The following is a 12,451-nucleotide window of genomic DNA, read 5'->3' on the forward strand; positions in this document are numbered from 1 at the left end:
CGGGTTGTCCCCAGGAACTACCGCACGCCGAGGATCTGCTCGACGGGGTCGATCGCGAAGTACACCACGAACAGCGCCGAGGCCCCCCACAGCAGCCAGTGGATCTCCTTCGCCTTGCCGAGCACCGTCTTGATGACGACGTACGCGACGAAGCCCGCGCCGATGCCGTTGGTGATCGAGTAGGTGAACGGCATCACGGCGATGGTGAGGAACGCCGGGATGGCGATCTCGTACTTGTCCCAGTCGATGCTCTTGACCTGGGTCATCATCAGGAAGCCGACGGCGACCAGGGCGGGGGCCGCCGCCTGGAGCGGGACGATGGTGAGCAGCGGGGTCAGGAACAGGGCCAGGGCGAACAGGCCGCCGGTGATCAGGTTGGAGAAGCCGGTGCGCGCTCCCTCGCCGACGCCGGCGGCCGACTCGATGTAGGAGGTCGCCGAGGACGACGAGGCCGCGCCGCCCGCGACCGCCGCCGCGCCGTCGATGAGCAGTACCCGGCCCAGGTTGGGCACGTCGCCCTTCGCGTCCAGCAGTCCGGCCTCCGCGCTGATGCCGACGACGGTGCCCATGGTGTCGAAGAAGTCGGACAGGATCAGGGTGAAGATCAGCAGGACGACCGTGATGACGCCGGTCTCGCCGAACGCGCCGAACAGACTGAAGTGACCGAGCAGCCCGAAGTCCGGGGTGTCGACGATCTTGTCGGGCCACGACGGCGTGGTCAGTCCCCAGGACTTGATGTCCGCGGACGAGTTGATGACGATCGCCAGGACCGTCATCGTCACGATGCTGATCAGGATCGCGCCCTTGACCTTGCGGGCCAGCAGCCCGATCGTCAGCAGCACGCCGAGGCAGAAGACGAGCACCGGCCAGCCGGTGAGGGTGCCGGTGGCGCCGAGCTGCACGGGGACCGTGGTGTTCGCGACGTCGGGGATGCGGCTGACGAAGCCGGCGTCGACGAACCCGATGAAGGCGATGAACAGGCCGATGCCGACGCTGATCGCCTGCTTCAGCGGTTGCGGGATGGCGTGCATGACGGCTTCACGCAGTCCGGTCACCACCAGCACACAGATGAGCAGGCCTTCGAGGACGATGAGGCCCATCGCGTCGTCCCAGCTCATCAGCGGGGCGATCTGGAAGGCGACGACCGCGTTCAGGCCGAGGCCCGCGGCGAGCGCGAGGGGCAGGTTGCCGCCGACGCCCATGATGATCGTCATCACCCCGGCCACCAGGGCGGTGGCGGTGGTGAGTTGGACGGCGTCGAGCTGGTGCCCGAACTTGTCCTTGGCGCTGCCCAGGATGATGGGATTCAGGACAAGGATGTAGGCCATGGTGAAGAACGTGGCGAAGCCGCCGCGTATCTCCCGGCCGAAGGTGGATCCCCGCTCGGTGATCCTGAAGAACCGGTCGACGCTGCTCGCCGCGGGTGGCGAGGTGCTCGGCCGGTCGGCCGCCTTCTTCGTCTCGGACATGGCTGGTGCTCCTAGGTGCCTGAATGATCTGGGTGCGGATGCTGGCTGGATTGTTCACGCGTTGAACCGTCTTCAGGTTTTCGCCGTGTTACGGAATCGGGCTCCGGAGACGTTCGGTCTGCCACATGATGTTCGAACCCCCGTACCGAACCGAGTAATCGATCACTGCTACGCTTCCCGATCTCGCCCCGGCCGCCTCCCCGGGGCCTCCCCATGTCATTCACATGACATGCACAGGCGCACCCCGTCAGACGCCGGAAGCCGTACCAGTCGTACCAGCCGTACCAGTCGTAGCGAGAAGAGGTCACCCGTGGGCACAGTCGTCGACGACGCCGCCTCCGTGGAATTCCATGCCTTCTTCGACCGCCACTACGCCGAACTGTCCCGCCTCGCCCACCTGCTGACCGGTGAGGCGGACGCCGCCGACGATCTCGCGGCGGACGCGCTCCTCGCGCTGTGGAACCGCTGGGACCGGGTGCGCGCGGCCGACCATCCGGTGGCCTACGCCCGCGGCGTCGTCGCCAACCTCGCCCGCACCCGCATCCGCAGCGCCGTCCGTGAGCGCCGCAGGATCGCGCTGTTCTGGTCGCAGCGCGAGGAGAAGACGGAGAACCCCGACATCGCGGGCGTGGTGGACGTCCAGTCGGCGCTGCGTAGACTTCCGTTCCGCAAACGGGCCTGCGTGGTGCTGCGGCACGCCTTCGACCTCTCGGAGAAGGACACGGCGCTCGCCCTGGGGGTCTCGGTCGGTACCGTGAAGAGCCAGACCTCCAGGGGAATGGCCGAGCTTCAGAAGCTGCTCGGTGTCAAGGGAGCTCCGCTCAAGATGCCTGCCATGGTGCGCACCGGTGAGGCCTCGGCCTCAGGAAGGGACCGATGACGATGCAGCGGGACGTGCACGACGATCTGCGCGCCCGGCTGCACGAGGCGGCCGAGGCGCACGAGCCCGACCGGGCGCGCATCCTGGCGCGCGTCGAGCGCGGCATGGCGGGTCAGGGACAGGAACGGTCCGATCACCGGGCGAGCCGCCCGGTGCTGTGGGGCTGGGCGCGGATCGTGGGGGCCACGGCCGCGGTCGCGGGCATGCTCGCGGTCGGCGGCTACGCGGTGGCGTCCGCCGTGAAGGACGACACCCCGGCGCAGCAGACGGTCTCCGTCTCCCCGCCGCCGGTCGAGTCCCCGGACGCGACGAGCCGTCCGCCGGCCTCGCCGAAGGCCACGCCGAGTTCCGGCGGCGGTGCGAAGGACCCGGCGAAGCCGAGCACCGCCCCGTCGCAGAGCTCCGGGGCGACGCCCTCCGCGCCCCCGGCCGCGCTGCTTCCGGCGACGGCCGACAACGAGGACGGTCCGTTGTGGTCGGACGGTTCGGTCGACCCGCACAGCAACGACTTCTGGGCGCAGAGCAACGTCACGCTGAAGACGTCCACGGTACTGACCGGGCTGACCGTGCAGTTGAAGGTCGCGCAGACCGGCGGGGTGTCGTCGGCGGGCGCATGGCGCTCACTGCCCGAGGACGACTTCAGGTTCTCGGTGGCAGAGCGGAACGGCTTCCTGGTCTACACCTGGGTGCTCAAGGAGGGCCGTACGGTGGCCAAGGGCGAGTGGGTGTTCGCCGGGCAGTACGACCACGACCGCGGCGGCCGTGACGCCAAGGACGACACCTACGCGGTCACCGGCGGCTCGGACGGGCAACAGGGCGCCGTGGGAGGCGACTTCGCCTCGCACGAGGACGACGAGGGCGACTCCTGAAGCACCCCGCCGGTCGGCCCGGTCAGTTCATCTTCGAGCCGATGGCGGTCGAGCCCGTGGTCAGGAAGGCCGTCGCGGGCAGCGAGCCGTCCGCCTTCCGGGCGCCGTACGCGGTCGTCGCGTCCGTCGACACGAAGGCCGGCGTACCGACCCCACCGTCCCAGCTGTTCGCGGCGGAGACGGCCGACGAACCGAGGTTGTCCGGACGGCCCTTGTCGCCCACCGCGAGATTCCGGGCGAGCCGGGCCCTGCCGGTGGCGAAGTAGAACCCCGCCTCGATGTTGGCGTAGGCGGTGTTGCGGTTCAGCACGATCGCCCCCGTGTTGGAGTTCTCGGTGAAACCGTTCAGCGCGTTGTCCCAGGCCGCGTTGTCCTCGACGAGGTGCGCGACGGACACTCCCCCGCCGCCCAGCTTGAACCCGTTGCCGTTGCCCTCGAACGCGGAGTCGTTCCAGCGGTTCTCCCCGTTGCCGAAGGCCCACGACTGCTCGATGGTGACCGGCGTGGAGAACTGCCAGAGGTCGAGGCCGTCGTCCGAGTTGTCGTACAGCCGGGCGCCGGAGATCCGGTTGCCGCTTCCGGAGCCGAACTTGATGGCGATGCCGTCCGCGTTCCGGCCGTGCCCGGCGGCGTCGTAGTTGCCGGAGCTGTCCAGGTTCTGCACGAGGTTGTTCACCGTGTTGTCGCCGCGCAGGGTGAAGCCGGTGTCGCCGTTGTCGCCGGTGACCAGGTTCTTGAAGATGCCCCCGGTCGACGAGGTGACGACGAGGCCCTGGGCCGGGGAGGACCGGAAGGTGAGGTTCTGCACGGTCCAGTAGCTGCCGTGGATCCCGGCGAGCCAGGATCCGGCGGGCAGCTTGGAGCCGTCGATCCGCACCTTCTCGCTGCCGTACGCCCGGAGCGTGATCCGGTCCACAACCGTGCCGCTCGCCGTCGACATGAGGGTGGCCGTCGGGTAGTACGTGCCCCCGCGGACCTGGATGACGGCGCCGGCGACCGCGTTGCGCACGGCCGACTCCAGCTGGGCCGTGGTGGAGACGGTGACCGTCGGCGAGGCGGCCTCGGCACCGCCGTTCGCCAGGCCGAGGTGGACGCCACCCGCCCCTGCCGAGACCGCCACCGCGGCGGCGATCGAGAGGGTGCTCGTCCTGCGGTGGCGTCCGGTGCTCATGCGCACGGGGCGTTCCTTTCGGGTGGGGAGAGGGAGGGAACGGGCCGGAGGGGCCGCCCCGGTCCGTTCCCGCACCTCTGTCGCCACCAGGGGCGCGGCAGGTTGCCGCGCCACGCGAAAGAGATCGAAAAACTTTCGCGTACGCGAGCCGACGCACAACGCCGACTCACGCGGTACTTCAGCCCGCGCGGTACTTCAGCCCGCGCGGTACTTCAGCCCGCGCGGTACTTCAGCCCGCGCGGAAGGTCAGCCCACGTAGTACGTCGGGTTCGGGAGCTTGTACGTCCGGTCGGCGTAGCCGCCATCGAGGTCGGAGTACTGGTCGCCGAAGTTGGCGATGATCTCGTAGCCGAGGTCGTGCTCGATGTGCTTGCGGGTGCCGGACTTGTACTGGACGGTCGTGCAGGTCCAGGCGCCCGGGGTGGCGCAGGCGCTCAGGTACGACGGCGGGGCGGCCGCGTTCTTGAGGAACATGTGGTCGGCGTCGAGGTTGACGTCGGCGCCGACCTTCTTCAGGTTCTCCACGGCGGCCGTACGCTGCGCCTCGCTGAGGCCCGAGTTGTAGAAGACCTCGACGCCCTGCTTCTCGGCGTACTGCACGAGTTCGGGGCTGCCGAACACCGCGGGGCGGTCGGCCTTGTTCACGTACGCCGCCCAAGTCGCGGAGTTGTACGTGTAGTTGTACCGCTTCTCGTAGTCCAGGCTGAGCAGCAGCGTGTCGTCGACGTCGAAGACGACCGCGGGCTTCTCGCCCTTCCTGACCGCCTTGCGGGCGGCCTTGTCAATGTACTTCCTCGCGGCCTTGTCGATGCTCGCGAGGTCCTTGGCGTACGGGCTGGACGGCGACGCCTGGTACACGCCGTTCGCGTCCGGCGCGGTGCCGTAGTAGGTGTCGATGTCCTTCACCAGGAGCCCGATGTTGTAGGGCTCGTGGGTGGAGTTGGCCGTGGACTGACCGGCCGTCGCCGCGCCGGCGCCATACAGGGCGGCGCCGGCGACGGCGCAGGCCGCGGCGACGGCCGCGATGCGCAGTGGCTTATGCATGACACGCTTTCTACGCGCGTCACACGGGTGAGCGCGAGACCCGTTGCCCGATCGAGACCCGTTCAGCGGCAAAAATCAAGTCAAGGGCCTGGAACGGGCGATCGGATCGGGCGCCCGGACGACCCGATGGCCCGTCAGTTCATGGTCGCTCCGATGGTCGTCGACCCGGTCGTCAGGAACGTGGTCGCGGGCAGCGTGCCGCTCGAACTGCGGGCGTTGTACGTGGTGCTCGCGTCCGTCGACCTGAAGGCGGGCGTGGAGACGCCCGAGTCCCAGTTGTTGCCGGACGAGGTGACCTTCGAGCCCTTGCTGACCGAGCCGCCGCCGTTGCCGACGGCCAGGTTCTTGCCGAGCTTGGCGGAGCTGGTGGCGAAGTAGTAGCCCCACTTGCTGTTGGCGTAGGCGGTGGTGCGGTTGAGGACGAGGGCGCCGGTGTTGGAGTTCTCGGTGAAGCCGTTTCCGGCGTTCCCCCAGGCGGCCGAGTTGTTGACGACGTGCGCGACGACCTCGCCGTCGCCGCCGAGTTTGTAGCCGTTGCCGTCGCCCGCGAAGGCCGAGTCGGACCAGCGGTTGGCGCCGTTGCCGAAGGACCAGGTGTGCTCGATGGTGACGGGCGAGGAGAAGGACCAGAAGTCGATCCCGTCGTCCGAGTTGTTGTAGAGGCGGGCGCCGGTGATGAGGTTGCCGGTGCCGGAGCCGAACTTCACGGCGACGCCGTCGGCGTTCTCGCCGTGGTTCGCGGCGTCGTAGTTGCCGTAACTGTCGATGTTCTTCACGGTGTTGTTGACCGTGCCGTCTCCGGTGAGGGTGAAGCCGGAGTCGCCGCCGTTGATGGTCCTGATGTTGTTCCAGTTGGTGCCGGTGCAGGACTGGCAGACGACCGCGCTGTCCGGGGAGTTCTGGAAGGTGATGTTGGAGACGTTCCAGTAGTCGGCGGTCAGCTTGAAGATCCAGTCGCCGTCGGGGAGCGACGAGCCGTCGATCTTCACGGTCTCCGAGCCGTACGCCGTGAGGGTGACGGGCGAGGAGGAGGTGCCGTTGGCCGTGGACTGGAGGGTGGCGGTCGGGTAGTAGGTGCCGGCGCGGACCTGGATGACCGTGCCCGCGGTGGCGTTCTTGATGGCGTTGGACAGGTCGGTGGAGTTGCTGACCACCACGGTGGCGGCCTGCGCCTGGGTGGGCAGGGCGGCGAGTCCGGCGCCCAGGGTGAGGGCGGCGACGGCCGTGAGAGCGGTACGACGAGACATGGAGTGCGGGTCCTTTCCGTCGTTCATGGGGTGAGCGCCGTTCAGGGGATGAGCGCCGTTCAGGGGATGAGCGTCGTTCGGGCAGGGGGGCGCTCTTCGGGGGATGGAGCGGCGGGACGGTTCACAGGACGGTGTCGAGCCAGGTGAAGACCTCGTCCTGCATGCGGTCGACGAAGACATGGCCGAGGTCCGGCCAGCTCTTGAGGTGCAACCGCTCCTCGGCGTGACGGGACCGCCAGACGGTGCGCAGCCTGTCGTGGGCCGTGCGGACGCCGTCGGCGGGGAACAGCGGGTCGAGCCCGCCGTCGAAGAACAGCATCGGCCTGGGTGCGGCGATGCTCGCCACGTCGGGGAAGTCGAGGAACCGGGGAAGCCCGGGGTGGAGCATGTAGTACGAGGACTGCCCGCGCAGGGTGTTGTTGCCGGGCACCATCACTTCCTTCAGGCCGGTCATCCAGCAGACGGCCGCCGCGGCCGCGAGGTCGTCGCTGAGCGCGGCCGTCTGCCAGGCGCGGAAGGCTCCCATGGAGAACCCGACGGCCGCGACCCGGTCCGGGTCCACGCGGTCGAGGCCGGCCAGGAAACCGGCGGCCCGGGCGTCCTCGCGGGCCATGAGTCCGGCGAGTGAGGAGCCGAGGTTGAAGAAGTTGGAGGCCAGGGCCTGTTGCTGGTCGTAGGCGAGGGGTCCTCGGTCGCCCCAGCCGAGGGCGTCCGCGCACAGCACGACGTAGCCCCGCCGGACCAGTTCGTCGCCGACGAACCGCCCGCTGAAGTACCGCTCCGACCAGCCTTGCGCGGAGGCGAGCCGCGTGTCGTCGTACCAGGGCCGGACGAGCTTCTCCTTCCCGATGTCGAACTTCGCCCCGTGGTCGTGCAGGAGCAGCACGGCCGGGAAGGGGCCGGGGCCGTCCGGGGTGAGGAGAGCGGCGCGGACGCGTTCGTGACGGGTGAGGGAGAGCGTCACCAACTCGCGTGTGTGTCCGTCCTGTTGTCGACGGTCGCTGTATTCCGGAGCGTACGGGGTCCGGTCCTCCCGCCCGACGACCAGCAGCTCCTCGACCTTGGCGCGGGCGGCCCGGCGCCAGGCATGGAAGCCGCGGATGGGGGACCTTCCCCAGGCGAGGGGGAAGTCCAGCTCGGCCTTGAGGGCGGGGTGGAAGGCGGGCAGCGGCCCCTCCACGACGGCGGTCCGCCCGTCCGTGACGGCTGCTTGCCCGTCCGTAGCAGCGGCCCGCGCGTCGGCGGTGGCGGTTCCCCCGGCCAGGAGCGCTGCTCCGCCGCCGACCACGAACGCCCGCCGTCCCAGGGCCGGGTCACGGGCGGCCATACGGCCTCCAGTCCCCGAGATACGTCCGCCGGGTGTGCGTGGCCGCCTCCTCGGTGGTCAGCTGCGGCCGGTTCTCCGGCACCGAGATCGCCGCGCCCGGACCGGAGTTGGCGTGTTCGCTAAAGCGCATGGTCTGCCAGGGGTAGGCCTCGCGCATGTTGGTGTACGGGGTCACCGCGTCGATCCCGGAACCGATCCAGGTGTCCCGTACGACCAGCGAGGGCCAGGCGGTCGTCTCGTACGACGGCACCCAGGGGCGGGCGATCTTGTAGGCCGCGTCCTCGGCGCCGGAGGTGATCCGGCCGCGCAGCGTGAGGAAGCCGTAGGGGTTGGCCCGGGCGGTGGCGGGGGCGAAGACCATGCCCTTGGGGGTGAAGCTCACGTCCCGCTGGAGGGTGTGGAAGTGACAGGCGTCGAAGACGGCCCGGCCACGCCCGAAGACGAAGTCGACGTCGCCCTCGATGTAGCAGCGGTGGAAGTACTGCCGGTCGAAGGCGTCCAGCGCGGTGGTGTCGGCGAAGAGGGTGTCCTGGTGGGCCAGCAGGCGCACGTGGTCGAAGTGCGTGCGGTCCCCGGTGACGTAGGCGGCCACCGCCTGGGTGCCGGTGATCTCCGGGTGGTCGGCGCGCAGCCAGTCGTTGGCGAGGGTGAGGTCGCGGACGGTGAGGCCGGGCGCGGCGGAGGTGAAGGTGGCGGATCCCGCGGTGCCGTGGGTACCGGACCCGTCGGGTTTCGGAGTCCCGTTGGCGTTGTCGTATACGAGGACGGCGGCACGCGGGTCGCGGGAGGCGCCGCGTATCGTCAACCCGCCTTTTTCGGCCGGCACGTTGACGACTTCCCGGTACGTCCCCGGGTGCACGACGATCGTCCGGCCGGGGCCGTCGACGGCGTCCACGGCGGCCTGGAGGGAGTCGCCGGGGCGGACGTGCAGGATGCGGCGGGACCGGGCGTGGGCCGGGGTCGCGGTGCTCAGGGCAGCGCCCGTGATGCCCGCGAGGAGGGTGCGTCGGCGCAGCATCTCAGCACTCCCTCTTCCAGGGCTCCCAGTCGCCCAGATAGGCCGCACGGGTCGCCGATCGCGCCTGCTCCGCGGTGAGTTGGGGGCGGTTCTCGGGGACGGTGATCCGCGCTCCCGGCCCGCTGTTGCGGTACTCGGCGAACCGCTGGCTCTGCCACGGGAAGGAGGCCGACATGTTGGTGTAGGGCGCGACGGCGTCGATCCCGGCGTCCAGGCGGGTGTCGCGGACGGTGAGGCTCGGGCGGGCGGTGGTGTCGGAGCTGGGCACCCAGGGGCGGGCCAGCTTGTAGAACGCGTCCGGCGCCTCGCTGCTGATCCGGCCCCGGGTGACCAGGTACCCGAGCGGGTTGACGCCCGCCGTCGAGGGGGCGAAGACGAAGCCGTAGGGAGCGGTGGTCAGGTCGGTGCGGTTCAGGGTGCGGAAGTGGCAGTGCTCGTAGACGGCCGTCGCCCGGCCGAAGACGAAGTCGACGTCTCCCTCGACGTAGCAGTGCGCGTAGTACTGGCGGGCGAAGGCGGTGAGGGCGATGGAGTCGGCGTACAGGGTGTCCTGGTGGCCGAGGAATCGGCAGTGGTGGAAGGCGCTGCGGTCGCCCTGGACCTTGATGGCGACGGCCTGGGTGCCGGTGATGTCGGGGTGGTCTGCGCGCAGCCAGTCGTTGGCGAAGGTGATCCAGCGGGCGGTGAAGCCGTCGGCCTGCACGGTGGTGGTGGCCGACCCGGTGGTGCCGTAGGTGCCGCCGCCGGGCTTGGCGGTGCCGGCCGCGTTGTCGTAGACGATCACGACGTCACGGGGGTCCTCGGAGGCGCCGATCCAGGTGGCGTCGGTGCGGGTGACGTCGAGGGCGACCGTCTCCCGGTAGGTGCCGGGGGCGAGGACCAGGGTCCAGCCGCTGCCGGTGGTGGCGGCGACGGCGTCCCGGACGCCGGTGAAGTCGCCCCGGCCGAGCGGGTCGACGTACAGGGTCCGCGGGGTGGGACGGGCGGCCGGCGAGCCGTGGCGGCCGAACGGACCGCGCCGTGCGGTGGTGGCGGCCCGCGCGGGTGCGGAGGCGAGGCCGAGGGCGGCGACCGTACCGGCGGTCGCCGTCAGGAATCCTCTCCTGGAGAGCGGGAGGCGGGCGGGTCGGGGCTGTCGGGGCGAGGGCATGCGGGTGCTCCTTGGCGGTGCGGCTCTGCTGAGGGGGCCGGGGCGGCGACGGGCGCCGCCCGCCCCGGCCGTCGTAGGGGGGATCAGCCCAGGCGTCCGGCGCCCGCGCCGCAGTCGACGATCCGGGGGACCGCCTTCGCCGGGTCGACCTTGGTGCGCAGGGTCGGCGTCCAGCCCGCGCCGGACTCCAGGACCTCGCCCGGGATCTCCGCGTTGTGCACGGCGATCAGATCGGTGGGCTTGCCGTTGACGTAGTTGTCGGTGGCGGTGAGCGGCGACACGTTCCACCGCTTCAGCACCTTGCCCGCGCCGACCCCCTGCGGCAGCGTGAACGCGTTGTGCTGGGCGACGAGTCGGGACTCCTTGCCGATGCCGAAGCTGTAGGCGAAGGACTCGTCGGCGACGAAGTGGTTGTTGTAGGAGTCGACCTGTCCGAAGCGGACCCGGGGGGCGCGCTCGACCAGGTTCGAGAACTGGTTGTGGTGGAAGGTCACCTTCAGGTGCCCCCGGTCGCCGACCGCCGTCGACTCGCTGTCGCTGTTGCCGATGAGGATCGTCTTGTCGTGGTCGGTGAAGACGTTCCAGGAGGCGGTGACGTAGTCGGCGCCCCTCACGATGTCCAGCTCGCCGTCGTGCTGCTGGTAGAGCATGCCGAAGTAGGTCGGCGCGGCACTGTCCGGGTGCGAGCCGTCGGTGAACGTGTTGTGGTCCAGCCACACATGTGTCGAGCCGTAGACGACGGCCGTGTCGTACTCGGAGTTCCAGTTGCCCTTCGTGCCGTCGGTCGGGTCCCACTGCGGGAAGCAGTCGATGGGCGACTCGAAGGCCAGGTTCCGGATGATCACGTTGTCGACGGCCTTGATCTGAAGGCTGACGCCCTTGAAGCCGGCGTTCCTGCCGATGCCGACGATGGTGGTGTTGGCGGGGATGTTCGCCTTGATGGCCGTGTCCTGCGCGGCGGCGGAGGCACGTCGCAGTCCCTCCGGGCTGTCGTCGGGCTCGGCGCTCAGGTCGGTGTCGAGGCCCCAGGTCCCGGGCGCGTACTTGGCGAGATAGGCGTCGAAGTCGTAGCCGGGCGCGGCGAAGGCGTCACAGCCCTCGGCGACGGCGTCGATGACGCCCTTCACCTTGATGATCTTCGGCGCGCTGCCGCCGGCGGCAAGGGCGGCCTTGAACCCGGCCCAGGTGGTGACGGTGTACACGTGGTCGGCGTCGGCGGCCGACCCGCCCGTGGTTCCCGTCCCGTAGGCGGCCCAGCCGTCGTTCGCGCCCAGGACCTGCCGGCCGAGGTCGCGGGTCGCGGTGTGGGACGCGGACTGGGCGGAGGCCGTTCCGGTGACGGTGAGCACCAGCGCGGTGCACCCCACCAGAGCAGCTATGACGCGTCCATGACATATCTGTGTACGCACTGTGCGGGTCTCCTCTTGTTGCGAACGGCGGTGCGGGCGATGCGCGAGCGGTGCGGGGCCTCAGGCGAGCGGTGCGGGCCAGGTGATCCAGGACGTGGGGATCTCGTCGTGCAGCCGGACGACGTCACGCGGCGCGAGCACCCGCGTCCGCAGCAGCTCACGCACGACGAGCCGCGCCACGGCGATCGCCCCCGGCGGATTGAAGTGCGTGTTGTCCTGCTCGGTGTCGGTCCAGTTGAAGTACGTCTTCGTCTCCTCGACCCCCAATTGCTGCCACAGCGCGAGCGACAGGGCCTGAAGGTCGAGCAACGCCACCCGCTCCTGGGCGGCGAGCGCGCGCATGGCGGCCGGGTACTCGCCGTGCGTGGGCAGCGCGTTCCCCCCGGCGTCGAACCTGCGCCGCTCGACGGGCGTGGCGAGCACGGGCCGCGCCCCCTTGGCGCGGGCGCCGCCGATGTACTGCCGCAAGTAGTCCTGGTACGTGGTCCAGGGCTCCGTGTACCGGGCCGGGTCCGTGGTCTTCTCGTCGTTGTGGGCGAACTGGATCAGCAGGAAGTCACCCGGCCGGATGGCGGCGAGCACCGCGTCCAGCCGGCCTTCGTCGACGAAGCTCTTCGAACTCCGCCCGTTCACGGCGTGGTTGGCGACGGGCCGGTCCCCGTGCAGGAAGAAGGGCAGCGCCATGCCCCAGCCGGTCTCGGGAGCGGCGTCGGAGTACTTCTGGGCAGCGGTGGAATCACCGGCGATGTAGATCGTCCGCTTGCGTCCCTGGGCTTGGGCGGTACCGGCCGCCGCGACGCCGAGGGGGACGGCGGCGAGTGCCGCCGAGGTGACCTGCCTGCGGGTAAGTGACACGAACGTGCACCT

General features: G+C 70.1%; 11 protein-coding genes. 2 read left to right on the plus strand and 9 right to left on the minus strand.

Annotated elements, in window-relative coordinates; all coding sequences use genetic code 11:
- Positions 1-17 precede the first annotated feature (17 nt).
- A complete protein-coding gene (locus tag ACIPFH_RS32440) occupies positions 18-1,469 on the minus strand; it encodes an NCS2 family permease (RefSeq protein ID WP_401832108.1) in 1,452 nt (483 codons plus the stop codon).
- Between the two features lie 310 nt (positions 1,470-1,779).
- Here ACIPFH_RS32440 and ACIPFH_RS32445 point away from each other — a divergent pair, with 310 nt between their 5' ends.
- Positions 1,780-2,349: a SigE family RNA polymerase sigma factor gene (locus tag ACIPFH_RS32445; protein WP_401832110.1), complete on the plus strand. Its 570-nt coding sequence runs from the start codon at positions 1,780-1,782 to the stop codon at positions 2,347-2,349.
- Positions 2,346-3,218 (plus strand): hypothetical protein, encoded by an 873-nt coding sequence (locus ACIPFH_RS32450; RefSeq protein ID WP_401832112.1) that lies wholly within the window; start codon positions 2,346-2,348, stop codon positions 3,216-3,218. The genes ACIPFH_RS32445 and ACIPFH_RS32450 overlap by 4 nt, the downstream gene beginning before the upstream one ends.
- 22 nt (positions 3,219-3,240) lie before the next feature.
- On the opposite strand, the gene ACIPFH_RS32455 is transcribed toward ACIPFH_RS32450, so the two are convergent.
- The 8 genes from ACIPFH_RS32455 to ACIPFH_RS32490 all read right to left on the minus strand — a co-directional run bounded on the left by ACIPFH_RS32455 (position 3,241) and on the right by ACIPFH_RS32490 (position 12,439).
- On the minus strand, positions 3,241-4,395 hold the full coding sequence (locus ACIPFH_RS32455) for a right-handed parallel beta-helix repeat-containing protein (protein ID WP_401832114.1): 1,155 nt from the start codon (positions 4,393-4,395) through the stop codon (positions 3,241-3,243).
- Between the two features lie 240 nt (positions 4,396-4,635).
- On the minus strand, positions 4,636-5,433 hold the full coding sequence (locus ACIPFH_RS32460) for an HAD family acid phosphatase (protein ID WP_401832115.1): 798 nt from the start codon (positions 5,431-5,433) through the stop codon (positions 4,636-4,638).
- Positions 5,434-5,567: 134 nt separating this feature from the next.
- Entirely contained in the window at positions 5,568-6,680 is a 1,113-nt protein-coding gene (locus ACIPFH_RS32465) for a chondroitinase-B domain-containing protein (RefSeq protein WP_401832117.1), read from the minus strand.
- Positions 6,681-6,801: 121 nt separating this feature from the next.
- A complete protein-coding gene (locus tag ACIPFH_RS32470; RefSeq protein ID WP_401832120.1) occupies positions 6,802-8,007 on the minus strand; it encodes a dienelactone hydrolase family protein in 1,206 nt (401 codons plus the stop codon).
- Entirely contained in the window at positions 7,994-9,022 is a 1,029-nt protein-coding gene (locus tag ACIPFH_RS32475) for a pectinesterase family protein (RefSeq protein WP_401832631.1), read from the minus strand. Before ACIPFH_RS32475 ends, ACIPFH_RS32470 begins: the two co-directional genes overlap by 14 nt.
- A 4-nt stretch (positions 9,023-9,026) precedes the next feature.
- On the minus strand, positions 9,027-10,175 hold the full coding sequence (locus ACIPFH_RS32480; RefSeq protein WP_401832121.1) for a pectinesterase family protein: 1,149 nt from the start codon (positions 10,173-10,175) through the stop codon (positions 9,027-9,029).
- An 83-nt stretch (positions 10,176-10,258) separates the two neighbouring features.
- Positions 10,259-11,584: a polysaccharide lyase family 1 protein gene (locus ACIPFH_RS32485; protein ID WP_401832123.1), complete on the minus strand. Its 1,326-nt coding sequence runs from the start codon at positions 11,582-11,584 to the stop codon at positions 10,259-10,261.
- Between the two features lie 60 nt (positions 11,585-11,644).
- Positions 11,645-12,439 (minus strand): rhamnogalacturonan acetylesterase, encoded by a 795-nt coding sequence (locus ACIPFH_RS32490; protein ID WP_401832125.1) that lies wholly within the window; start codon positions 12,437-12,439, stop codon positions 11,645-11,647.
- Positions 12,440-12,451 lie beyond the last annotated feature (12 nt).

Origin of the sequence: Streptomyces sp. NPDC088157 (genome assembly GCF_044741545.1) — a bacterium.
Classification (GTDB): Bacteria; Actinomycetota; Actinomycetes; order Streptomycetales; family Streptomycetaceae; genus Streptomyces.

Excerpts from the sequence above, each read along its gene's own strand:
- ACIPFH_RS32440 (WP_401832108.1), bottom strand. The coding sequence starts at position 1,469 with ATGTCCGAGACGAAGAAGGCGGCCGACCGGCCGAGCACCTCGCCACCC.
- ACIPFH_RS32450 (WP_401832112.1), top strand. The coding sequence starts at position 2,346 with ATGACGATGCAGCGGGACGTGCACGACGATCTGCGCGCCCGGCTGCAC.
- ACIPFH_RS32460 (WP_401832115.1), bottom strand. The coding sequence starts at position 5,433 with ATGCATAAGCCACTGCGCATCGCGGCCGTCGCCGCGGCCTGCGCCGTC.
- ACIPFH_RS32465 (WP_401832117.1), bottom strand. The coding sequence starts at position 6,680 with ATGTCTCGTCGTACCGCTCTCACGGCCGTCGCCGCCCTCACCCTGGGC.
- ACIPFH_RS32470 (WP_401832120.1), bottom strand. The coding sequence starts at position 8,007 with ATGGCCGCCCGTGACCCGGCCCTGGGACGGCGGGCGTTCGTGGTCGGC.
- ACIPFH_RS32480 (WP_401832121.1), bottom strand. The coding sequence starts at position 10,175 with ATGCCCTCGCCCCGACAGCCCCGACCCGCCCGCCTCCCGCTCTCCAGG.